The following is a 25,218-nucleotide window of genomic DNA, read 5'->3' as shown; positions in this document are numbered from 1 at the left end:
AACTTTTATTAAAAAATAATTATTTATTAATAATACTAATAGTTTCTTCAGCTATAGCCAATTCTTCATCTGTTAAAATCACAAATACTGGACGAGAATCATATTCAGTAATTAATCCAGATTTTCCATTAACAGCAGCTAAATTGAGTTCAATATTAATTTTAAAATCTAATAAAGATAATTTATTAAGAGTAATTTCTCTTATTAGAGATACATTTTCACCAATACCTCCTGTAAAAATTACAGCATCTAAACGATTATTCATTAAAGTTGTATAAGCTGCAATATATTTAGATAATCTATGGCAAAAAATGTCTACAGATCTCTTAGCTTCTTTTTTAAGAAAATAATTTTTTTCAAAATATCTAAAATCACTACTAATTCCACTTAAACCTAATAATCCTGATTTTTTAGTTAAAATGACTTCAATATCATCAATACTAATCTTCAGTTTTTTATGCATGAAAAAGATAATTGAAGGATCTATATCTCCACTTCGTGTACCCATTACTAATCCTTCTAAGGGTGTTAGACCCATAGAAGTATCTACGCATATGCCATTACGAATAGCAGATACAGAAGCACCATTACCTAAGTGACATGTTATAATATTTAAAGTGTTAAAATTTTTATTTAAAATAACAGCAACTTTTCTAGCTACATAATAATGACTAGTACCGTGTGCACCATAACGTCTAATACCGTATTCTTTATAAAAATTATAAGGAATAGCATATAAAAAAGAAGATTTAGGCATGTTTTGATAAAATGATGTATCAAATACAGCTACATTTTTTTTTGATAATCTCGGATATTTTTTAATAACTGTTTTAATACCAATTAAATTTGCTGGATTATGCAATGGAGCAAAAGAAACTGCATCTTCAATGCATCTAATAACATTATCGTTAATTAATATTGTTTTTTTTATTTTAACACCTCCATGTACAACTCTATGTCCGATACCGATTAAATTTTTTAAAACATCTTTGTGTTCTAATAAGACTTGATCTAAAATAAAATTTAAGGCATATTCATGAGTAATGTTTAAACCTATTATCTTTTTATATTGCATCCCTAAATGTTTCCATGTAATATATGTTTCTGATAAAAATAAACGCTCTACTATACCATATAAATATTTTTTTTTAGTATATGGATTTAGTACTGCAAATTTTACAGAAGAACTACCACAATTTAATACCAAAATTAAATCTTTCAATTTTTATCCAACTTTTTTAAAATATATCATTTAAATAATTTTAAAGCATATTTAATCTTTAATACATCATTTATTAAATTTCCCATAAAATAGAAGGAAATTATGTCTCTTCAAAAAAAAATTATTAAATTACTAAAAGTAAAACCAATAATTAAACCTGAAATAGAAATTAACAATTGTATCAACTTTTTAAAAAATTACTTACTTCAACATCTCAATTTAAAATCTTTGATAGTCGGTATTAGTGGAGGACAAGACTCAACACTAATAGGAAAATTATGTCAAATAACAATTGAAAAAATAAGATCTGAAACGAAAGATATAAATTATCAATTTATTGCATTACGATTACCATATGGTATTCAATATGATGAAAATGATTGTAAAGATGCACTAAACTTTATATGTCCAGATTGTATATTATATGTAAATATAAAAGATGCGGTTTTAAGTAGTGAAAAATCTTTAAAAAAATCAGGTATTATTATTTCAGATTATATTAAAGGGAACGAAAAAGCTAGAGAAAGAATGAAAGTACAATATAGTATTGCTGCAGTAAAAAAAGGTCTAGTAGTAGGAACAGGACATGCAGCAGAAACTATTACTGGTTTTTTTACAAAATATGGAGATGGTGGAACAGATATTAATCCTATTGCTCGGTTAAATAAAAGACAAGGTCGACTACTATTAAAACACTTAAATTGTCCTAAACATTTGTATTTCAAAAAACCTATGGCAGATCTAGAAGAAAAAAATCCACAGAAAGAAGATGAATCTGTTTTAGGTGTTACATATGATATAATTGATTCTTATTTAGAAGGAAAAAAAATAGATATCATCAGCAAAAAAATAATTGAAAGATTGTATTTAAATACATCACATAAACGTCATGGACCAATTACGCAATAAATAAAAATTAATGCAATACTACTTTTTTTTGTTCAATAGAATGAATTTGTACTTTGATAATTTCGCTAATTGGATCTTCTGGACAATGCTCTACAAAATAAATTAAATCTGTTAAAGCAACATGATTACATTCTAATTGTGCATATATTAATCCTCTATCACGAATTTCATATGGATCATTAGGATCAATGTGCAATAATAGATTAGTAACATTTAATGCTAGCTCCATTTTTTTTTCTTCCATTAATGCAGATTTCAAAGTATCTAACATTTTTCTAATGACAGTAATAGGTTCAGATTTATATAAATCATTTTCATATAATTCTGCTGTTGGACTGATATTACCTTTCAACCAAACCTCTAATGTATGCTGATCTAATATATCTCCATTAAAGGGATTAATTAACCATTTTTTTTTATTGATCCAATCTGCTCTTAAAATCAATTGAGTAGGAAATACAACAGGATTTAATGGTAACTTTAATTCTTGAGCAATATGCAAGAATAGAATTCCTAACGATACCGCAGTTCCTCGACGTGTTTTCAGTACATTATCAATCCATAATGTATCTGAAAGTTGATAAATACCACTTGCACCACCAAAATTCCAATGAATATAAAATAATTCTAACAATTTTTCTAATTGTCGATTTGGTTCATATTCAGATGCAACATAAGATTCCGCTTCTTGTATTCTATGTTTTAATTCAGATCGAACGAAAATAGTAGGAAAATCTTCTCGAATAACTTGAGAAGCCTTAATCATAGATTCAAAAAGTGATAATGTAGAAAAGTCAATATTAGAAGAAGCTTTCATATTATTAGTAATATTAATATTTTTTAAATAATTAAACATTCAAATTATAATAAGTATTTATATAATTAATATATATTTTATATTAAAATATAACATTTTTATTGTTAAAACAACATAGTTTTTATTTTTAAAAACTTTTTTAAAAAGTAATTAATTTTTATTTATTAAATGTCTTCCAATTGTCACACGATCATTGCCTCCATAGTCTTGATAAGATTCTATTTCAAAAAAATTATATTTTTTAAATAAAGATTGTACTTGTATTTTTTGCTGCCATCCATGTTCAATTAATAACCAACCTCCAATAAATAAATATTTTTTTGCTTGTTGGATAATATTTTCAATATCTGAAAGTCCATTCTTATCTGATATAAGAGCATCAAACGGTTCAAAAAAAATATCTTTTTTAAGCAATGTAATTTCTTTTTTACTAATATATGGTGGGTTACTCACAATAATATCAAATTTTTTATTTATATGTGAAAACCAGTTGCTAAATAAGAAAGAAACATTTTTTATTTTTAATTGCAACGCATTAATTCGAGCAATATCAAGTGCTTTTTTTGATTTATCAACACCAATAACGTAACAGTTCACACAAGACTTCGCTAAAGCTAAAGCAATAGCTCCACATCCAGTACCTAAATCAAGAATTAACGTCGATTTATTATTAATAATTTTAAATAATACTTGTTCTACTAAAATTTCTGTATCAGGTCTTGGAATAAGAGTATCATATGAAACACGTAAAGACAAAGACCAAAATTCTTTTTCTCCTATTATATAAGCTATAGGTTCTCCTAAAGATCTACGATAAACTAAGTAATTTAAATATTGATATTGTTTTTGACTTAATTCAACTCTATCAGAAGTTATAATAAAACTACGATTATATCCAGATACGTAAGTCAATAAAAATTCAGCTTCATATTTAGGATTATCAACACAAGACAATATTTTAATAGTTTTATTTAACCATTTTAATATATTCATATTTTTATTAAGACAAAGAAGAAAACATATCAGCTTGATACTCTTGAATAATTGGTTCTACTAATAAATCTAGTTTTCCCTGTAATACTTCATCTAATTTATATATAGTAAGATTAATTCTATGATCTGTAATTCTATTTTGAGGGAAGTTATATGTTCTATTTCTATCAGAACGTTGACCACTACCTAATAAAATACGTCTCATAGAAGAATTTTCTTTTTGACTTTTTTCTAATTTAGCAGCATAAACACGAGCAGATAAAATAGATAATGCTTTCGCTTTATTTTTATGTTGTGATCGTTCATCCTGACATTCAACTACATGTCCAGTAGGAATATGAGTAATTCGAATTGCAGAATCAGTAGTATTAACATGCTGACCTCCAGCACCAGAAGAACGAAAAGTATCTATTTTTAAATCAGAGATATTAATTTCTTCTTTTTCTTCTTTAGGAACTACAGGCATAATGGCAACAGTGCATGTTGATGTATGAACTCTTCCTTGTGATTCTGTTTCTGGAACTCTTTGTACACGATGACCACCAGATTCGAATTTTAAACGACCACAAGCACCTTTTCCTGTAATTTTTGCAATTATTTCTTTAAACCCTCCTTTTTCACTCTCACTAATATTAACAATTCCTATTTTCCATGAATACGATTCAGCATATCGTGTATACATTCTAAACAATTCACCAGCAAAAATAGAAGATTCATCCCCACCTGTTGCAGCTCTAATCTCAATAAAACAACTATTTTTATCATTAGGATCTTCAGGTAATAATAATTTATAAATTTTATCTTCAAGTGTTTTCTTTTTTTCTTTAAATATTAATAGTTCTTCTGCTGCTATATCTTGCATTTCTAGATCTTCAAATAAAGAATGAATATTTTTAATATCAATTTCTACTTTTTCCCATTTAATAAAATATTTTACAATTTCAGAAAGTTTTAAATATTCTTGAGATAAAGTTTTTAAACGCTCTCGATTTGATATAATATTTTTTTGAGTAAGCATAATTTCAATTTCTTGATAACGATTTCGTAAAGATTGTAATTTATTAAAAATAGAATTATTCATAAAATTTTTCCATTTATCAGAATTTTTTAAAACAATTATTAATTAACAAAAAACATTTTATGTTAACAATTTAACATATATAAAAAAATTAAAATAACTATACTATAATAATTATATCATTTTTTAATATTTCTATTGTAATTTTAATAAAACTAATATAAAACATTGTTTTAATAAAAAAAATGAATCTTAAAATGATATATACATGGCCATCGCCTGCAAAAATTAATCTATTTTTATACGTGACTGGTATACGTCTAGATGGATATCACTACATACAGACCTTATTCCAAATTCTTAATTACGGAGATACACTAACAATAGTTCCTAATAAAACTAGTCATGTTCAACTATTTACCAGAAAACAATCTCTTATAAATATTAAAAATAGTATTATACATGCAGCTCAAATATTAAAAGAACAAGCATTACTTTACGGTAAAATACACAACACTAATTTTGGAGCAAAAATATTTTTAAAAAAAAGAATCCCTTTAGGAAGTGGATTAGGAGGAGCTTCTTCTAATGCTGCAACTACTTTTATTGCTTTAAATCAATTATGGAATACACAATTTACATTAGAAGAACTATCTGTATTTGGTCTAAAAATAGGAACAGATGTACCTGGTTTTATTATGGGACATACAGCTGTTATTGAAGGAATAGGAGAAATATTATATCCTATTACACAAAAAGAGAAATGGTATTTAGTTGTATATCCTAATATTCAGATATTAACAAAAAATATGTTTTCAAATCCCTTATTGAAAAGTAATAGCACTAAAAAACCTATCAAAATATTATTAAAGATGCCTTTTAAAAACGATTTTCAAGATCTTGTAATACAAAAATTTATTCATATAAAACAATTACTTTCAATTCTATCTACATATGCACCTTCACGTATGAGTGGTACAGGATCTTGTATTTTTTCTGAATTTAGTGACAAAAAATCTGCACAAAAAATTCTTGCTTTGATCCCTAAAAATATGAAAGGATTTATCTCAAAAAGTGTTAATATTTCACCATTACATAATATGCTTTATAAAAAAAATATATTGTTTATTAATTAAGAAAAATATTTTTATATCAATAATTTATTCAAGATGAAATATAAAAAATACTATTGATTTAAAATACATAATAAAAAATAAGGTTTTTTATGCCTGAGATGAAACTTTTTGCCGGAAATTCTATTCCGAAACTAGCAAAATTTATTGCAAATAGATTGTATATTAATTTAGGCAATGCAGCTGTAGGTAGATTTAGCGATGGTGAAATCAGTGTACAAATTAATGAAAATGTAAGAGGTGGTGACATTTTTATTATTCAATCTACTTGCTCACCAACTAATGATAATATAATGGAATTAGTTGTGATGGTAGACGCATTGAGAAGAGCTTCTGCTGGTAGAATCACTGCAGTGATACCATATTTTGGATATGCGCGTCAAGATCGTCGAGTAAGATCAGCGAGAGTTCCTATCACAGCAAAAGTGGTAGCAGATTTTTTATCTAGTATTGGAGTAGATCGAGTACTAACAGTAGATCTTCATGCAGAACAAATACAAGGTTTTTTTGATGTTCCTGTTGATAATGTATTTGGCAGTTTAATTCTTTTGGAAGATATGCTGCAAAGAGAACTCAAAAATCCAATTGTTGTTTCCCCTGATATTGGTGGAGTAGTAAGAGCACGAGCAATCGCTAAGCTACTTTATGATACAGATATGGCAATTATTGATAAAAGAAGACCTCGTGCTAATGTATCTCAAATTATGCATATTATCGGTGATGTAGCAAATAGAGATTGTATCTTAGTAGATGATATGATAGATACAGGAGGAACTCTCTGTAAAGCTGCAGAAGCTTTAAAAGAAAGAGGAGCAAAGAGAGTTTTCGCATATGCAACACATCCTATTTTTTCTGGAAATGCTTCTACAAACTTAAAAAATTCTATGATTGATGAAGTTGTTGTATGTGATACAATTCCATTATCAGAAAAAATTGAAGCACTACCAAATGTACGTACACTTACCTTAGCAGGTATGTTAGCTGAAGCGATAAGAAGAATTAGCAATGAAGAATCTATTTCTGCTATGTTTGAACATTAATACATTTTTTATATTAATTTAATATATACAATGCTAAGCACACTATACTCCTCTGTATTTTATAAAAAATGTGCTTAGTTTTTAAAAAAAGAATTATTATAAATTAATAAAAAAGTATGTAATTTTAAAAAAAACATTAATTAAAAACGAACTTTGTATATAAGTATAATAGCTTAGAGCACTAGAAAAATGTTTAAAAATTAACAGAAATAGAAATACTAATATAAAACTACGAAATATTCCAAACAAACCTCCTAAAATAATATTTAAAAAAACAAGATTTATTTTTTTAATTATTTTTTGCACACCATAATTTAATATTTTTTTTATAATAAAAAAAAATATAATTAATATTAAAATTTTATTTTTAAAAAAAATATCTTGAAAAGCATTTATATAAAAAGAACTAAAATAATAATACTTATAAAAAAAATAAAAATTAAAAAACCAAAAAAAAGAAGAAATAAATTCTTGTAAAAAACCACGTGATAAACCTAAAAAAATTGAAATAAAAACAGTAAAAACAATAATATAATCTATTAGAAACATAAATTTTCCAAAATTATATTTTTGATATATTTACATTATCTTCTATATTTTTTGCGGAAATAAATTCTGAAACCGTTAAAAAAGAACCAAATATTAAAATAGCATCTTGTTTTTTTAATGATATACGTATTATTTTATAAGATTCATAAATACTATTCAATACTAAAGTATTATCTGAAGGTAAAAATTTTTTTAATTGTTCTATAGTAGCAGTACGGTTAGTTTGTAAAGGTGCAGCATACCAATAATTAATAGTATTTTTAAAAGGATTAATAATTCCAGTAATATCTTTATCTTTTAAAAACCCTACTAATGCATATATTTTTCCTGTCAAATTTAAATTATTTATTTTTTTAAATAAATATAAAGAGGCATGAGGATTATGAGCTACATCTACAATAATATATGGGAAAGTAGAAATAATTTGAAATCTACCAGGTAGATTTACAGTAGAAATAGATTTTCTTACTACTTCTTCAGTAATTTTAAAACCAGCATAATATAATGCAGATAAAGCAATAGCTGTATTAGATAGTGGTATATGAGTTAAAGGTAAACCATGTAATTCAATATTCGAATGAATAAAATTCCAATGATTATTCTTTTTATTCCATGACCAATCTTTATTAATTTTTTTTAATATGGTTTTTTTTTCTTTAGCTATTTGATTCATAGAATCTGGAATATTTTTTTCTCCAATTACAGAAATTTTATTCTTTCTAAAAATACCAGATTTTTCACGTGCAATACTGAAACGATTTTTTCCTAATATATAAGTATGATCTATTCCTATATTAGTAATGATAGATAAATCGGAATCAATAATATTAGTAGCATCTAATCGTCCACCTAAACCTACTTCTAGTATAATTACATCTAATGAATATTGTTTAAATAACATTAATGCTGCTAGTGTGATAAATTCAAAATAACTTAATACAGTCGAGCATCTAACTAATTCTATATATTTAAAAGAAGAAATATGTTGTTCTTCATTGAGAATAGAACCATTAATTCTCACCCGTTCTAAATAACTAATCAAATGAGGAGAAGTGTACAATCCTACTTTATAACCTGATTTTAAAAGCAATGTTTCTAACATTGCACAAGTTGTACCTTTACCGTTAGTACCTGCGACAGTAAAAATAAACTCTTTAAAATTTAATAAGTTTAATTTTTTAGCAATAGATTTTAACTCATTAAGATTAAAGATTATTGTTTTATCAATTTTTTCTAAATATTTTAACCACATAGATAAAGAATTGTTATTATACATGTAACTCTTATAATTATATTACATAACAAAAAAATGGAATAAAAATATAAATATTTTTTAAATATATAAATTATTCAAAACACTAAACATAAAATGTTTATAGACTAAAAATGACTTTTATAGATAAAATTATTTTTATAAAATGAAAATTTTAAAAGATTTAGATTATAATCATAATTATATTATATGATAATTCTAAAATCTTTTTATAAAAAAATATATTATATCTTAAATAAAAAACTTTTACTGTCTTCTAAAATATAAAATTCTTTTAATCATACATGGAATAATTAGTATTATTAATATTATTAATAATGTAAGAAATGTTGATATAACAAAAAATTTTTCAAGTAGTATTTTAAATGCAATAAATATTAATACCCCTGATAATCCATATTCAATTTCAGGATATTTTTCTATAATAACTGATATTAAAAAATATATAGATCTTAATCCTAATACTGCAAAGATATTTGAAGTCAATATAATAAAAAAATTATCAGTAATAAAAAAAACGGCAGGAATGCTATCTATTGAAAATATAATATCACTTAACTCTATCATAATTAAAGACAATAATAGAGGAGTAATAAATAATTTTTTATCTGATATAAAAAAAAATTTTTTATTATCAATACAGTGAGAAACTCTAAAAACATTAGAAATCCAAAACATTCTAATATTTTTTTCTTTCGTACTATTTTTAGTATTAAAAAAAATCATTTTTAAGCTAGTCAATAAAAAAAATACACCAAAAAAATATAATATCCAATGATATTTAGAAAATAATATTTGCCCATAAAAAATTATACTAGCACGCAGTATTACTGCACTCCATATCCCATATAACAACACTTTTCTTTGAAAAATTTTTGGTATCTTTAACGATTTAAAAATAAGAAACCATACAAACACATTATCAATTGAAAGTAATATTTCTAATAAATATCCAGTAAAAAATATTATAATATTTTCATTAGCGATTGCAGGACCTTGATTCTTATACGTAATAAACCAAAAAATTATCACGAAAAATAAAGATAAAAAAAACCAATAAAAACAATAAAAAAAAGATTTTTTTAAAAATTTTTCTTGTATTTTGTTCTTTTTGTAGATGTAATGATCTATTATGAATATAATTACAATTAAGAAAAAAAAAATACTCCAAAGTAATTTCATAGAATGCATATAAATCACTAATCTCAATCCTATTTTTTTTAAAAAAATATTTGTAATTATTCAAATAATGAAGATAGCTTTAGTAAGCTAATCAATGGATTTGGATATATCCCTAATATTAATAAGATTAATCCTGAAAAAACTATAACTATTTTAGAAGGAGTATATACTAAATTATTTAATATCTTTAAATCTTTTTGCACAAATAATGATGAAGAACTTGAGTATAAAGTAATAATAACTCTCAAGTAACAATAAACACCTAACAATGTAGCGACTAAAAATGAAAAACCAATCATCCATAAATGTTCTTTAACAATAATTGATAATATATAAAATTTCCCTATAAATCCTAAAGTTATTGGAATGCCTGCCAAAGATAGTAGAACAAGTGTTAAAACAGTAGATAAAATAGGATGTGACCAAAATAATCCTTGATATGAAGATATTAAATGTGCATCATTTTTTTTATCTGAACTAGAAATTAAATCAATAATACCAAAACAAACTATATTACTAAATAAATAAGCAAACAAATATATAGTACTCGCTTCTAAAGAAAATATATAATTATTATCTAATACAAGTAATACTATAAAAAGATATCCCATTTGTGATATTGATGAATACCCTAAAAATCTCTTGAAATTTTTTTGAAAAAGAGCCATTAAATTACCAAATAACATCGAAAAAATAGTACACAATGATATTAAAAAATATAATATTTTATGATCAGAAATAGAAAAACATGTCAATAAATTTAATAATACATAAAAAGTTGCAATTTTCCCCACGGTAGAAAAAAAAGATAATACTAAAGCAGGGGTGCCTTCATAAACGTCAGGAGTCCATAAATGAAATGGTACAATAGATAATTTAAATAATAAAGATAATAATATCATACTAATACCAAATAATACGACTGTTTTTTCGCTCAAAGATAATATATTAAATGCTTTATTGATAGATATAAAATTTAAACTTCCACAAATAGAATACACCCAAGCAATACCAAGTAATAAAAAACTAGATGTAACACCAGATAGAATAACATATTTAAATGAAGCTTCTAAAGACTGTTTTTTATAACTAGAATAACCAATTAAACCAAATATTGGTAAAGATGTTAGTTCAATGCTGACTAAAAAAGAGGCCATATGATTAGAAATGATTAACGACATAGCTCCTAATGTAGATATAAGTATCAGTAAATAAAATTCTTCTTTATTAAATGGATATTTTAATAACGATGGGTATGCAAAAATACATGTGCTAATACTCGCAATAATAATCATTCCAATATAAAAAATAGAATAATTATTAATATAAAATAAACAATTGATATCTATTGGAACAATAGTATTTAAAAAATATAATGAAGATAATGAAGATATTAAGCCGAGTGAACTAAACACAGAAACAAAACAATGATTTCTATTATAAGCAATAAAAAATACAACTGCTATTACAGTGAATAGTACAATTAAAAAAGGCGAAAATGCTATTAATTGTTGTAAATTTGTTGTCATTCCTAATCACAACCTTATCTTTAAAATAGAATAATTAAATTCTTTTTGAATATTATGTATAGAATTATACGAAGTATCTATAATTTTCTGAGGATTTAAACCTAAAAAAACTAACATAAAAATTAATACTATTATTGTCCATAATTCTTGCTTATTTACAAAGAAAACTGGAAAATTTTTTGTAGGTGAACCATAAAATATCTTGTGTATCATATTTAAAGAATAAATAGAAGAAAAAACAATACCAGTTGTAGCTAATATGGATACAAGAGGATAAAACTGAAAAAGACCAGATAAAATCAGAAACTCACCAATAAAATTCCCTGTTCCAGGTATTCCTAAATTTGCTAGAGAAAAAAATAATGTAAAACCTGGAATCCAATATACGTAAGACCATAATCCTCCCATTAGACGCATATCTTGAGTTTTCAAGCGTTTATATAGTTGACCAGATAAAATACATAAAGCAGCAGTAGATACACTATTAGATAACATTTGAATTATCACACCTTGAAGTGATATTTCATTATTACTATAAATAGCAATTAAGATTAATCCCATATGAGAGATAGAAGAATAAGCAATTAAACGTTTAATATTTGTTTGAGCGAAAGCAAGAATAGCACCATAAAATATACTCACAAGACCTAAAAACATTATAACTGGAGCAAATTTTTCTATTGAATGAGGAAATAGAACTAAATGATACCTTAAAAGTGCATAAGGAGCAGTTTTTAATAAAATACCAATGATCTCTACTGAACCACAAGATGAAGATTGCACATGCATATCTGGCAACCAACCATGGAATGGAACAATAGGCATTTTTATAGCGAATGCGAAAAAAAATCCCAACATAATAATATATTCTACATATTGATTTAGAGATGCATGTAGCAATAAATTATAGTCAAAAGTTATAATATGAGTAATTTGATAATGGTTAAAAACTAATAATAAAATAGATGATAACAATATTAATCCAGAAATTTGTCCATATATAAAAAATTTATTAGCAGCAAGACAACTATTTTCTTTTTGATCTTTATAACCCCATAATGCAATTAAAAAATACATAGGAATTAATATAATTTCCCAAAAAAAGAAAAATAAAAAAAGATCTATAGAAATAAAAATACCAATTATACCACTAAAGACCAGCATCAAATTAAAATAAAAAAAACCTTCTTTTGTTTTAATTTCATTCCATGAACAAACAATAGCTATCATTGATAATAAAGAAGCAAAAATAAGCATCACAATAGATAAACCATCAATTGCAATATTAAATGAAATACCAAAACTTGGTATCCAAGGGATAATAAATTGATAATCCCAATTAGGATAATGTTTATCTTGTAAAAAACAATAATTCTCCTGTATTAAAAGTATTATAACAACTAATAAAGTTGATATTGTTCCTATTAACGCAGTCCAACGAGGAATGTTTTTATTAAAATTATAAGAAAAAAAAGAAAAAAAACTACTAAAAAATGGAATGATAATTAATAAAGAAAGTAACATCACACATATATTCCTATTATATACTATAAGTGTTTTTTCAATGAAATTGTTTTTATCATTAAAAAAATAATTTATTGTATACTACACTAATACAACAAAATTAATATAAACATTAAGATAACACTTAATACCATTGAAGTTACATACCATCTTATATAGCCATTACTTATCTTTAATAAATAACAATTAAATATTTTTATTATTTTTATAAAAAAATATATAATTTTATTAAAAGGATCAAGAGAGAATATTTGAGATATATATAAATAAAAATTCACAAAAGATATATTATAAAAAAAATCAAAACCCCAACCTTTTGAAAAAAAAGAAAAGATATATCTTATTCTATTAAGTTTAAAATACTTATCATTAACCCAATATTTGTTTTTAACCCAAATATAATAAGAAAGATAAATTCCAGAAATAGATAATATACTACATATTGTTTCAAATAAAAATTTATTATCTGTTAATAATACATTAGATATAGGAAATACATATGATAATGGTAAAATAATATATGAACCCAAAATTGTAGAAAAAAACAATAAAATTAATAATGGTACATTATGCTGCAAGCTAGTAGCGGGAATAGCTATACAAGAGCTTTTTCCATGGAAAACAACAAAAATCATTCTAAAGGTATAAATAGATGTTAAAAAAGAACATAACAAAGCGATTAAAAATAAATTAATATAACCGCTTTGTAAAACACTAAATAAAATATTACCTTTACTATAAAAACCAGCTGTCACTAAAGGAAAAGAAACTAAAGCAGCACCTCCAACAATAAAATTCATATATAAAAAAGGTAATTGTTTACGTAAACCACCTAATTTAAATATATTTTTTTCATTGTTACACGATAAAATCAATGAACCTGCAGATAAAAATAATAATGCTTTAAAAATAGCATGTATAATTAAATGTGTTATTGCTGCACTCCATGCCTGAACACCTAATGCTAAAAACATATATCCTATTTGACTCATAGTAGAATAAGCTAAAATACGTTTTATATCAGTTTGAAATACAGCAGAAATACTAGATAATAATATTGTTATTGTACCAATTAAGCTTACAAGATATAATATATCTGGAGTTAATAAAAATAAAAAATAAGTTCTAGCTATTAGATACACACCTGCTGTTACCATAGTAGCTGCATGTATAAGAGCTGAAACAGGAGTAGGACCAACCATTGCATCAGATAACCAGGTGTGTAATGGTAACTGAGCAGATTTTCCTAAAACACCTATTAATAAACAAATTGTAATCCAATTTAAATTATAGCAACTGTCTATATTTAAAAAAGTTGATAAAAATTTAATTTCTTGAAAATTTAAAGTACCATATTCTTGATATATTAAAAACATTGCAACCATTAAAAAAATATCAGAAATTCTCGTTAAAATAAAAGCCTTAAGAGCACAGTAGTTATTGTGAAATTTAGTATAATAAAAACCAATTAGTAAATAAGAACATACACTTACTCCTTCCCATCCTAAATACATAAATAAAAAATTATCTGCTAATACTAACACTGACATACTTGCTATAAATAAATTAGTATATGCAAAAAAACGTGAACAATCTTTTTTGTTCTTCATATACCATGAAGCAAAAATATGTATTAATAAACCAACACCTGTAATTACAGATAGCATACTTAAAGATAAGCTATCTAAACACATAGAAAAGTCTATATTAAAATTATAAATAGATATCCATTGCCATAATTTTTGAACAACAACTTGATCCGTGTTTTTTATAAAACTATAAATATAAAAACAAGTGATTAAAAATGATATAAATATTGAAGATATACCTATATTAGACGATTTTGTTCTAGAAATTACACTTTGATTACAAGATAAAAATAAAAATCCAATTAGTGGAAACAAAACTATGAAAAAAATAATATTCATCCATGCATCTCACTTAAAATATCAATATTTAATGTTTTCCAACGTCTATAAATTTGAAGTAATAATGCTAAAGCTATACTTGCTTCTGACGCAGCTAAAGTAATCACGAATATATACATTATTTGACCATCTACTTGTTGCCAATAACTACCTGCTACTATTAATGCTAATCCAGCAGCATTGATCATGATTTCTAAACTAATCAATATAAATAATATATTACGTCGTACAATTAAAGATGTTAAACCTAAGATAAATAATATTAATGATAAAAACAAGCCGTAAAATAAAGAAATCATTACTCATGATCCTTATAGATATCAATTATTATGATTGATGTTTGATTTATTTTTTTCTGTACCAATGTGAAATACAACAACTAAAGCAGATAATAAAAGAATTGAAGATAGTTCAACTAATAATACGTAAGGGCCAAATAAACTAATACCAATCATTTTTGAGTCAATTAGAAACCATTCTATTTTTTTTTCTTTTAAAAAAAATATCGCATAAGTCATTGATGAAAATAATATTAATGATAATAAACTAGGTCCAATCCAAAAGTAAGGCTTTAAATATTTTGCTTCTTTTATATCATTTTTATCACCAAGATTAAGCATCATAATAACAAAAACAAATAATACTATAATAGCTCCAGCATAAATAATAACTTCTAAAGCACCTGCAAAAAAAGCACCAAGTGTAAAAAAAATACCAGATACTGATAAAAGAGAAATAATTAAATATAATAAAGAATATACTGCGTTTTTTTGAATAATTACACAAAAAGTAGAAATAACTGCTATAAATGCGCATATATAAAAAACAAATTCCATAAAAATCTCCTTATGGTAATAAATCCTTTACGTTAATAGGTTTAGATTCAATATTTAATTCACCTATATTTTTTTCTTTTATAGCAACTCCAGAAAAATTATAAAAATTATAATCTGAATATTTCCCTGGACCAGAAATTAATAAATCTTCTTTTTCATAGACTAAATCTTTTCTCTTAAAATCAGCGAGTTCAAAATCTGAAGTTAATTGAATAGCAGCTGTTGGACATGCCTCCTCGCATAAACCACAAAAAATACAACGAGAAAAATTAATTCTAAAAAATTCAGGATACCAACGACCTCCTATTTTCTCAGATTTTTGAAGCGAAATACAATCAACAGGACAAACTGCTGCACATAAATTACAAGCAACACAACGTTCATTTCCATCTAAATTACGTGTTAATATAATACGACCGCGATAACGAGGAGATAAATTTACTTTTTCTTCTGGATACGATTGCGTTTCTGCTTTCGAAAAAATATTCAAACCAATCATTAAAATACTTCTTATTTGTGTTATAAAGCCGATAATAATATTTTTTAAAATCATAAATAAAAAATCTCTTATAAAATTCACAATAATATAAAAAAAGCAGTTATAAATAAATTAAATAATGTTAATGGTAAACAAACTTTCCATCCAAATGATAACATTTGATCATATCTTGGTCGCGGTAAAGAAGCTCGAATTAAAATAAACAAAATAATAAAAAAACATGTTTTTAAAAAAAGCCAAAAACAACTTGATGCCCAAGGTCCAAACCAACCACCAAAAAAAACTGTTACTATTAATAATGAAATTGTAATAATAGAAATGTATTCTCCAATAAAAAACAAACCAAACTTCATACCAGAATATTCAATATGGTAACCATCAGCTAATTCTTGTTCAGATTCTGGTTGATCAAATGGATGTCTATGACAAACAGCTAAACCTGCTATAAAAAAAGTTAAAAAACCAAAAAATTGTGGAAAAATATTCCAAACTTCTTTTTGACTATTAACAATATCTATAATATTAAAAGATCCTGACTGAGCTACTACACCCATTAATGATAATCCTAAAAAAACTTCATAACTTAAAGTTTGAACACAGGCGCGCATAGCTCCTAATAATGCATACTTATTATTACTAGACCAACCTGCAAATAATACAGAATAAACCGATAAGCCAGCCATCATTAAAAAAAATAATATTCCTATATTTAAATTAATAATAAAAAAATTAGAATTAAATGGAATGATTGGAATAACACATAATAACGAAACAAAAGCAATGACTGGTGATAAAATAAAAATAAATTTTTTACTAAACGGAGGTACCCAGTCCTCTTTAAATAAAATTTTGATCATATCAGCGCATAATTGTAAACTTCCCATCCAACCAACTCGATTAGGTCCATATCTATTTTGAAATAATGCTAGTAATCTACGTTCAATAACACTTAAAAGAGCACCAGAAAAAACTATAAAAAATAAAATAAAAATAACTTTTAACAAACAAAAAATTATTGTTAATATATGTGATTCTAAAAAAATCATCTCATAAATTCCTTTAACGATTTAATTTTATTACCAACAAGAGTAATTGGAAATCCTTTTCTTCCTATAGGCAAGCCTATCTGTTTTTGTTTTAAATGTTTAGATAATCGTATTGATAAACGATAATTCTTATTTAAACAATTAAATTCTACTATAGAATCTTTTTTAAAACCTAATTCAATTCCATCCAGTAAACTAATTAAGGCATATGATAAAGGAATATTTTCTTGTATTACAGATGAATACTGAGTTAATTCTTCATTTCCAAAAATATGATAATAAGGGATTATGTACCAGTATTCTTTTTTTATAAAATGAAAAGGAATTAAATTTAAATAATTTTGTATTACATTTGTATTTTTTTTAAAAATATGTATTCCTGAATCTCCAGATATTAAATTTTTACCTATTTTTTCCTGAAATTTATTCCATGCTTGAGGAGAATTCCATCCAGGAAACCAAGCAAAGGGAATATGAGATACAGATTTATTAGGTTGATTATATCCTTCCATAGAAAACGAAAACATAGTATTTAAATCTTTTGGTTGAGAAGGCTCATGAATATTAATATTAGCATGTAAAGCAGTTCTACCACTAGAACGAATAGGAGAACGAGCAATTTTTTGACCATGAATACGAAAACTAGAACTTAATTCTTTTATTTTTATTGATTCTAAAATTTCATATTTTTCAGTATACGCATTTATTACATCATCTAAATTAGACCAAGATTCTTCTACATTATCAATCTTTGATTTGATACAATGCAACCATTTCCAACTATCTAAAACACAATTATTTTTATTATAAAAACTAGGATCATATACTTGAAAAAAACGCTGAGCTCTTCCTTCAAAGTTTATTATTGTTCCAGAACTTTCTGTAAAATTAGTTGAGGAAAGAGTTAATCCAGATTTTTTATAAGTTTTAGTAGATTGATGATCTAAAGTCATTATTTTTTGTTTATTTTTTAATAAAAAATCACAATCATATTCAGATATAAAACGATATAAATCGTATTCCATAAAAATGATAGCGTCTGCTTTTTCTTGCTTAAATTCTTCTAATGCAGATTCCAAAGACATACCTCCCATCAATCCCACACCTAAAGTATTAGAAGAAGCTGTTAATAAAGTGAGACCAACATGGTTATTCAAATTTTTAATTTTAATAGCTTTAGCTATATTTATAGAAGCCTTTATAATTGAACTATCAAAAGAATGTACACCTGAAATAATTAATGCTTTTTTAGATAACATTAAACGATTAGCAATTAATAATGCTTTTTCTTTTAAAAAAGTATTTAAATGTAAAACTGGAGGTAAACTTTTATCTATTTCATGTGCAATAGCACATGCTAAATTCACTTGTTCACGAATAGATGCAAAATAAGACCACTCAGAAATATCATCTAATTTCGTTTCATGTGTATGCATAAGATATAAAGAATTTTTATGATTTTCTATAATTTGCTTGATAGGAGAAACATTCCATTTAGGTATTCCATATAAGCTTGTAATATCTTGTGCTTTTTTCTTAATTGCTTGACGTACTGCTAAAGCAATACGAGGAGAAGTTTGTGTTAAATCTTCTCCTAAGATTAAAATTACATCATAACTTTCAATCTCTTTTAAAGATGGAATATATATGTGATTATTTTTTAAAACATTTAAAATTAATTTAGTGCAATTTTGTTCTTTTTCAATCATTCCATGAGAAAAATTTTCTTTTCCTACCAGTTCTTGTAAAGAAAAATTATTTTCTATACTAGATCGAGTAGAACCAATACCAATTATACGCTTATATCGTTGAAAAAAAAGAACTCCAAGTTCTATCGCTTGTGTAAAATTTAATATAGTTTGTTCTTTATCATTATGAATAGGTTGTTTTGGACGAACAGTTAAATTATTTTGTAAATAACCAAAACGACCAAGATCACAAATTAAATAATGATTTATATTTTCATGATACCTATTTTCTATTCGCCGTATTTCACCATAACGTTCTCCGATACTAATGTTACAACCAACACTACAATTGTTACATATACCTGGAGCATATTGCATATCCCATTTTCGATTATATCTTTTAGAATGAGTTTTATCAGTAAATACACCAGTAGGACATAATTCTATTAAATTACCGGAGTGCTCATTTTCTAAAGCACCGTCTTCTACACGTCCAAAATAAATATTATTATTAGCTCCATAAACTCCAAAATCAATACCATCAGCATAATCATTGTAATATCTAACGCAACGATAACATGTAATACAACGATTCATTTCATGTTTAATAAAAGATCCTAAATATTGATTTTTATGTGTTCTTTTTTTGAATCTATAATGACGCATGCTATGCTTAGTCATCACAGTCATATCCTGTAAATGACAATGACCACCTTCTTCACATACTGGACAATCATGTGGATGATTAGTTAATAATAACTCTATAATGGAACTTCTAAAAAGTTCTGATTCAGTACTATTAACAGATAATATTGCTCCATCTGTAACAGGAGTCATACAAGACATAATCAATCGACCTTGATGATCTTCAAAGTTATTGTACTGAGTTATAGCACATTGACGACAGACTCCTACACTACCTAATAAAGGATGCCAACAGAAATAAGGGATATTAATACCTACTGATAAGCATGCTTGCAATAAATTATCTGACGAATCAACATTATACGTTTTTCTATCTACATAAATTATAGCCATAATAAGATAATTCCAAAAACTTTTATTTAGATAAATATATAAAAAAATTTAAACATTTTAACTAAAATAATTAGATTGAATTCCAATAATTTTTTTATTTAAATCTATTTTTTTTGTATTAATTCCAGCTTCAAATTCATGACGAAAATATTTTATGGCACTTTGCAAAGGTTCGATTGCTCCCGGTGCATGAGCACAAAATGTTTTTCCTGGACTTAAATGAACACATAATTGTTCTAAATGTTTTATATCATTTTGTTGGCCTTTTTTTTCTTTTAAACTTTTTAATATTTTTACAATCCATGGAAGTCCATCTCTACATGGAGTACATAAACCACATGATTCACGAGCAAAAAATTTTTCTAAATTGTATACTAAAGATACCATATTCGTTTGATGATCAACAGCCATAGCAAGAGCAGTGCCTAATCGACTACCTGCTTCTTTAATATGATTGAAATCCATTGGTACATCTAAATGCATTTCAGTCAAAAAATCAGTTCCTGCACCACCAGGTTGCCAAGCTTTTAAAGATAAACCAGGCTTCATTCCACAAGCATAATCTTCTAAAATTTCACGAGCAGTAGTTCCAAAGGGTAATTCCCAAACACCAGGGTTATTTACTTTTCCTGAAAAACCCATTAATTTAGTGCCAGTGTCTACACTATTAGATAAACATTTATACCAATCAGCACCATGCAAAATAATAGATGAAATATTAGATAATGTTTCAACATTATTGATACATGTTGGCTTTCCCCATAAACCGAATACCCCTGGAAACGGTGGCTTAGATCTAGGATTAGCTCTACGACCTTCTAAAGAATTAAGTAAAGCTGTTTCTTCTCCACAAATATATCGACCAGCACCAGTATGTATAATTAATTCAAAATTAAAACCGCTTCCTAAAATATTAGGACCAATATAACCAAAATCTATTGCTTCTTGTATAGATTTTTTTAAAATATATTCAGCTTGAATATATTCTCCTCTTAAAAAAATATAACCACGGGAAACATTTAAAGCATATGCACTTAATATTATTCCTTCAATTAACTGATGAGGAATTTTTTCAATTAGCAATCTATCTTTATATGTACCCGGCTCCATTTCATCTGCATTACATATTAAATATCGACAATTTTCAGAAAATTTACTTTGAGATATTAAACTCCATTTTAAACCAGTTGAAAACCCTGCACCTCCTCTTCCTTTTAAACCTGATGCTTGTATTTCTTTAATAATATCTAGTGGAGATATATTTTTTAATGCTTTTTTTAAAGCCGCATAACCATTCTTCTGGCAATATTCTTTAATATAAATAGTTTTTTTATCTTCTCTTAACCGCCAAGTTAAAGGATGTGTCTCTTCAATACGTAAAATTGTCTTCATGTATATGACTCCAGTAAACGTGGTATAGATTCTGGAGTGAGAAAAGAATATGTATCTTCATTTATCATAATAGTTGGACCTTTATCACAATTACCTAAACAACAAACTGGTAATAAAGTAAACTTTTTATCTTTTGTAGTTTCTCCTATCTTTATGTTTAAATAATTTTCTAAAGTATTTTTTACTATTTGATAACCTGTTAAAAAACAAACTACACTATCACAATAACGAATAATATTACGACCGACAGGTTGACGAAAGATCTGACTATAAAACGTAGCTACTTCTTCGACATCTCTAGGATGAATATTGAGTATTTCAGCAATGGCATAAATAGCTTGATCAGAAATCCAACCTCGTTTTTTTTGAACAATCTTTAGTGCTTCTATAGAAACTGCTCTGGAATTTTCATAAAATTTTTTTTCATTTTCTATGGCATTTATTTCTTCATTTGTTAACTTAAATTTTATAGAAATTTCTCGAAATTCACTTTTTTTTTATGCATAATTATCTATCCACGTCAGACATTACAAAATCTATACTACCTAAGTATACAATTAAATCGGATATTAAACTTCCACGAATTACTGAAGGTATTTGTTGTAAATGTGGAAAACTAGGTGTTCGTATTCTAGTACGATAACTCATCGTACCACCATCACTAATTAAATAATAACTATTAATTCCTTTAGTTGCTTCAATCATTTGAAAACTTTCATTTTCTGGAAGAACTGGCCCCCAAGATACTTGTAAAAAATGAGAAATCATCGTGTCGATATTCTGTAAAACCGATTCCTTATCAGGAGGTGTAGTTAAAGGATGATCTGATTTAAACGGCCCTTCTGGCATATTATCTAAACATTGTTTTAAAATAATAAGGCTTTGATAAATTTCTTCAACTTTAATCATTACTCTTGAATAACAATCACTAATTCCTCCTCCTATTGGCACCTCAAAAGTATAATTTTCATATCCAGAATATGGCCTCCACTTTCTCACATCAAAATTTAATCCTGTAGCACGTAAACCTGCTCCCGTTACACCCCATTGTAATGCTTCTTTTTTATTATATGTAGCAATACCCTTAGATCGATTAATTAAAATACTATTTTGTAAAGCAGTTTTTACATAAAATTTTAATCTTTTTGGCATCCAAATTAAAAACTCTTTTAATAAAACATTCCAACCTTTTGGTAAATCATTAGCTACTCCACCAATTCGAAACCAAGCAGGATGCATACGAGCACCTGTGATTGCTTCAACTAAATCATATATCCTTTGACGATCGGTAAATGCTAAAAAAACAGGAGTCATAGAACCAACATCTTGAATAAAAGTAGAAATATATAATAAATGACTATTTATTCGAAATAATTCTGACATCATGACACGAATAACTTCTACTTTTTCTGGTACTGATATATTAGCTAATTTTTCGACAGATAACACATAAGGCATTTCATTAACACAACCGCCAAGATATTCTATACGATCAGTATATGGTATATAACTATGCCAAGACTGACGTTCTGCCATTTTTTCAGCTCCACGATGATGATATCCAATATCTGGTACACAATCTACGATATTTTCACCATCTAGCTGTAAAATAATTCTAAAAGCACCATGAGCAGAAGGATGATTAGGTCCTAAGTTTAAAAACATAAATTCTACATTTTTGTTTTTACGTTTCATACCCCATAACTCAGGTTTAAATTTTAATCCTTCCATTTGAATGTCTTCTTTTTGTTCATTTAAATAGAAAGGTTTATTTTCAGTTGCTCTTGCAGAATAATCTTTTCTTAACGGATGCCCTTTCCAAGTACTAGGCATAATAATACGAGTTAAATTAGGGTGTTTATCAAAAATAATACCAAACATATCCCAAGTTTCACGTTCATACCAATTAGCATTAGAAAATAAACCCGTCAATGTTGGCACGCTTAAATCTTGTTCTAATAATGGTACTTTAATCATAAAATCAGAATTACGTTCAATAGATATTAAATGATAAAAAACTGAAAAATCAGCTTTAGGTAAATTATTACGAGTTAATCTAATACGTTCATCTACACCATGTAAATCATAAAGCATGATATAAGGACGAGATAAATTACATAAAAATTTTCCTACTTCTATTAATAATATTTTATTTATCCATATTATAGGAAAACCAGTTAAAGTTATTTGATGAAAACAAAAATCTTTTCCAAAAAAATCAAATAATTTTTTCATTACTGAATTATTTAATTTTTCTTCAGAATTATTTTTAAAGAACAAGTTATGATCTTTTTTTATTGAATCTGTCATATATTTATCGTTCTAATTAATTTAAAAAAATATTATATTATTTATATATTAGCATTATCTAAAAAAATATCAGCAACATTAAAGCAGTTTATATTCTTTAATTTCATTCTGTTGTTTAACAAATTATGAAATTGGAAGATTAATTACATTAATTCTTTTACTTCTTTTTTTTACTCTTTCAGATAACATTTTTTTATTATATATACCCTGTTCTCCAATTATCCAAGATAATGGTCTTCTTTCTTCTTTAATTAATTTTTGTAATAGCATTAAAGCTTGTATATATGCTTCAGGACGAGGTGGACAACCAGGAATATAAATATCTACTGGTAAAAATTTATCTACTCCTTGTACAACAGAATAAATATCATACATACCGCCAGAATTGGCACATGCACCCATAGAAATAACCCATTTTGGTTCTAACATTTGATCATATAAACGCTGAATAACAGGAGCCATTTTAATAAATGGTGTACCAGCAATTACCATAACATCAGCTTGTCTAGGAGATGCACGTAATACTTCAGATCCAAAACGTGCAATATCATGTACAGAAGTAAAAGCTGATACCATTTCAACATAACAACAAGACAATCCAAAATTATAAGGCCAAAGAGAATTTTTTCTCCCCCAATTAACTAATTTATGCATTAATTGATTAATTTTTCCCATAAAAATATTTTTTTTTAAATATTCTTTTACAGGATCTACAGTAGATTCAACGGTTCTTTTCGGATACTGTCTAATATTTTTCTCAGTATCTACTTTTGTTAAAGTGTAATTCATTTTATACATCATATTTTTATCTCTCAATTTTATCTCTTAATAATATAAACTACATTCATATAAATCATATTGTATATATAAGCTACTTTATAATTTAAAAAAATTTAAATATTCTTTTTAAAAATCAGTATGACCAATTTAATGCTTTAATACGAATTAAATAAAATAGAGATAATAAAAGAGATATAGAAAACATAGCAGCTTCAATAAATCCCGCCCATCCAGATTCACATATACTAATAGACCATGCATATAAATAAAGTGCTTCAACATCAAAAACTACAAAAAACATAGCAATTAAATAAAATTTTACAGAAAAATGAAGATAAGTATTTCCAACTGATACAATACCTGATTCAAATGGTGTATTCTTATATCTAGATGAAGATTTACCACCTAATATCCAACTTAAAAAAAGCATAAAGAAACAAAATCCTAAAGAAGATGTTATAAAAATAAAAAAAGATAAATACTCAGTCATTACTTCTGTATTTCTTAACATA

At 25.7% G+C, this 25,218-nt stretch carries 23 protein-coding genes; 3 read left to right on the top strand and 20 right to left on the bottom strand.

Going from position 1 to position 25,218, the window contains the following annotated elements; translation table 11 throughout:
• Positions 1 to 19: 19 nt before the first annotated feature.
• Entirely contained in the window at positions 20 to 1,222 is a 1,203-nt protein-coding gene (locus D9V67_RS00895; protein ID WP_158359194.1) for an acetate kinase, read from the bottom strand.
• A gap of 102 nt (positions 1,223 to 1,324) precedes the next feature.
• Between D9V67_RS00895 and nadE the strand changes: the two genes are divergently transcribed.
• Positions 1,325 to 2,131: an ammonia-dependent NAD(+) synthetase gene (nadE, locus tag D9V67_RS00890; RefSeq protein ID WP_158359192.1), complete on the top strand. Its 807-nt coding sequence runs from the start codon at positions 1,325 to 1,327 to the stop codon at positions 2,129 to 2,131.
• Between the two features lie 7 nt (positions 2,132 to 2,138).
• On the opposite strand, the gene sirB1 is transcribed toward nadE, so the two are convergent.
• From sirB1 to prfA, 3 genes are all read right to left on the bottom strand, one after another.
• Positions 2,139 to 2,948, bottom strand: a complete 810-nt coding sequence (gene sirB1 / locus D9V67_RS00885) for an invasion regulator SirB1 (protein WP_158360067.1) — start codon at positions 2,946 to 2,948, stop codon at positions 2,139 to 2,141.
• 150 nt (positions 2,949 to 3,098) lie between these two features.
• Positions 3,099 to 3,941: a peptide chain release factor N(5)-glutamine methyltransferase gene (prmC, locus tag D9V67_RS00880; protein ID WP_158359190.1), complete on the bottom strand. Its 843-nt coding sequence runs from the start codon at positions 3,939 to 3,941 to the stop codon at positions 3,099 to 3,101.
• A gap of 7 nt (positions 3,942 to 3,948) precedes the next feature.
• Positions 3,949 to 5,022 carry a peptide chain release factor 1 gene (gene prfA, locus D9V67_RS00875; protein WP_158359188.1) on the bottom strand — a complete coding sequence of 358 codons (1,074 nt, stop codon included), beginning with the start codon at positions 5,020 to 5,022 and terminating at the stop codon, positions 3,949 to 3,951.
• Positions 5,023 to 5,216: 194 nt separating this feature from the next.
• Between prfA and ispE the strand changes: the two genes are divergently transcribed.
• Positions 5,217 to 6,095, top strand: coding sequence for a 4-(cytidine 5'-diphospho)-2-C-methyl-D-erythritol kinase (ispE, locus tag D9V67_RS00870; RefSeq protein ID WP_158359186.1), 879 nt, complete (start codon positions 5,217 to 5,219; stop codon positions 6,093 to 6,095).
• Between the two features lie 89 nt (positions 6,096 to 6,184).
• Entirely contained in the window at positions 6,185 to 7,132 is a 948-nt protein-coding gene (locus D9V67_RS00865) for a ribose-phosphate pyrophosphokinase (RefSeq protein WP_158359184.1), read from the top strand.
• A gap of 96 nt (positions 7,133 to 7,228) precedes the next feature.
• Here the strand turns inward: D9V67_RS00865 and D9V67_RS00860 are convergent, their stop codons facing one another.
• From D9V67_RS00860 to ndhC, 16 genes are all read right to left on the bottom strand, one after another.
• Complete coding sequence (locus D9V67_RS00860) at positions 7,229 to 7,681, bottom strand: CvpA family protein (RefSeq protein WP_158359181.1); 453 nt, start codon at positions 7,679 to 7,681, stop codon at positions 7,229 to 7,231.
• A gap of 13 nt (positions 7,682 to 7,694) precedes the next feature.
• A complete protein-coding gene (gene folC / locus D9V67_RS00855; protein ID WP_158359179.1) occupies positions 7,695 to 8,957 on the bottom strand; it encodes a bifunctional tetrahydrofolate synthase/dihydrofolate synthase in 1,263 nt (420 codons plus the stop codon).
• Positions 8,958 to 9,200: 243 nt separating this feature from the next.
• Complete coding sequence (locus D9V67_RS00850; RefSeq protein ID WP_261979699.1) at positions 9,201 to 10,145, bottom strand: TerC/Alx family metal homeostasis membrane protein; 945 nt, start codon at positions 10,143 to 10,145, stop codon at positions 9,201 to 9,203.
• A gap of 47 nt (positions 10,146 to 10,192) precedes the next feature.
• Positions 10,193 to 11,665, bottom strand: a complete 1,473-nt coding sequence (locus tag D9V67_RS00845; RefSeq protein ID WP_158359175.1) for an NADH-quinone oxidoreductase subunit N — start codon at positions 11,663 to 11,665, stop codon at positions 10,193 to 10,195.
• 6 nt (positions 11,666 to 11,671) lie between these two features.
• The gene (gene nuoM / locus D9V67_RS00840) at positions 11,672 to 13,189 is read right to left on the bottom strand and encodes an NADH-quinone oxidoreductase subunit M (protein WP_158359173.1); all 1,518 of its coding nucleotides are present in this window, start codon (positions 13,187 to 13,189) and stop codon (positions 11,672 to 11,674) included.
• A gap of 86 nt (positions 13,190 to 13,275) precedes the next feature.
• Positions 13,276 to 15,117: an NADH-quinone oxidoreductase subunit L gene (gene nuoL / locus D9V67_RS00835; RefSeq protein ID WP_158359171.1), complete on the bottom strand. Its 1,842-nt coding sequence runs from the start codon at positions 15,115 to 15,117 to the stop codon at positions 13,276 to 13,278.
• Positions 15,114 to 15,416 carry an NADH-quinone oxidoreductase subunit NuoK gene (gene nuoK, locus D9V67_RS00830; protein ID WP_158359169.1) on the bottom strand — a complete coding sequence of 101 codons (303 nt, stop codon included), beginning with the start codon at positions 15,414 to 15,416 and terminating at the stop codon, positions 15,114 to 15,116. The genes nuoL and nuoK overlap by 4 nt, the downstream gene beginning before the upstream one ends.
• A 21-nt stretch (positions 15,417 to 15,437) precedes the next feature.
• Entirely contained in the window at positions 15,438 to 15,953 is a 516-nt protein-coding gene (gene nuoJ, locus D9V67_RS00825) for an NADH-quinone oxidoreductase subunit J (protein WP_158359167.1), read from the bottom strand.
• A gap of 10 nt (positions 15,954 to 15,963) precedes the next feature.
• Complete coding sequence (gene nuoI / locus D9V67_RS00820; protein ID WP_158359165.1) at positions 15,964 to 16,506, bottom strand: NADH-quinone oxidoreductase subunit NuoI; 543 nt, start codon at positions 16,504 to 16,506, stop codon at positions 15,964 to 15,966.
• Between the two features lie 23 nt (positions 16,507 to 16,529).
• Positions 16,530 to 17,498, bottom strand: coding sequence for an NADH-quinone oxidoreductase subunit NuoH (gene nuoH, locus D9V67_RS00815; RefSeq protein ID WP_158359163.1), 969 nt, complete (start codon positions 17,496 to 17,498; stop codon positions 16,530 to 16,532).
• The gene (gene nuoG / locus D9V67_RS00810) at positions 17,495 to 20,224 is read right to left on the bottom strand and encodes an NADH-quinone oxidoreductase subunit NuoG (protein WP_158359161.1); all 2,730 of its coding nucleotides are present in this window, start codon (positions 20,222 to 20,224) and stop codon (positions 17,495 to 17,497) included. Before nuoG ends, nuoH begins: the two co-directional genes overlap by 4 nt.
• Before the next feature lie 57 nt (positions 20,225 to 20,281).
• Positions 20,282 to 21,616 carry an NADH-quinone oxidoreductase subunit NuoF gene (gene nuoF, locus D9V67_RS00805; protein ID WP_158359158.1) on the bottom strand — a complete coding sequence of 445 codons (1,335 nt, stop codon included), beginning with the start codon at positions 21,614 to 21,616 and terminating at the stop codon, positions 20,282 to 20,284.
• On the bottom strand, positions 21,613 to 22,092 hold the full coding sequence (nuoE, locus tag D9V67_RS00800; protein WP_158360065.1) for an NADH-quinone oxidoreductase subunit NuoE: 480 nt from the start codon (positions 22,090 to 22,092) through the stop codon (positions 21,613 to 21,615). Before nuoE ends, nuoF begins: the two co-directional genes overlap by 4 nt.
• A gap of 31 nt (positions 22,093 to 22,123) precedes the next feature.
• Positions 22,124 to 23,926 (bottom strand): NADH-quinone oxidoreductase subunit C/D, encoded by a 1,803-nt coding sequence (gene nuoC, locus D9V67_RS00795; RefSeq protein WP_158359156.1) that lies wholly within the window; start codon positions 23,924 to 23,926, stop codon positions 22,124 to 22,126.
• Positions 23,927 to 24,049: 123 nt separating this feature from the next.
• Positions 24,050 to 24,715: an NADH-quinone oxidoreductase subunit B gene (locus D9V67_RS00790; RefSeq protein ID WP_158359154.1), complete on the bottom strand. Its 666-nt coding sequence runs from the start codon at positions 24,713 to 24,715 to the stop codon at positions 24,050 to 24,052.
• Positions 24,716 to 24,839: 124 nt separating this feature from the next.
• Complete coding sequence (gene ndhC, locus D9V67_RS00785) at positions 24,840 to 25,217, bottom strand: NADH-quinone oxidoreductase subunit A (RefSeq protein ID WP_158359153.1); 378 nt, start codon at positions 25,215 to 25,217, stop codon at positions 24,840 to 24,842.
• Position 25,218: the final 1 nt, after the last annotated feature.

It is taken from the genome of Buchnera aphidicola (Brachycaudus cardui) (genome assembly GCF_005081945.1).
GTDB classification, from domain to species: Bacteria; Pseudomonadota; Gammaproteobacteria; order Enterobacterales; family Enterobacteriaceae; genus Buchnera; species Buchnera aphidicola_AN.
This window is presented reverse-complemented; position numbering and strand designations above follow the sequence as displayed.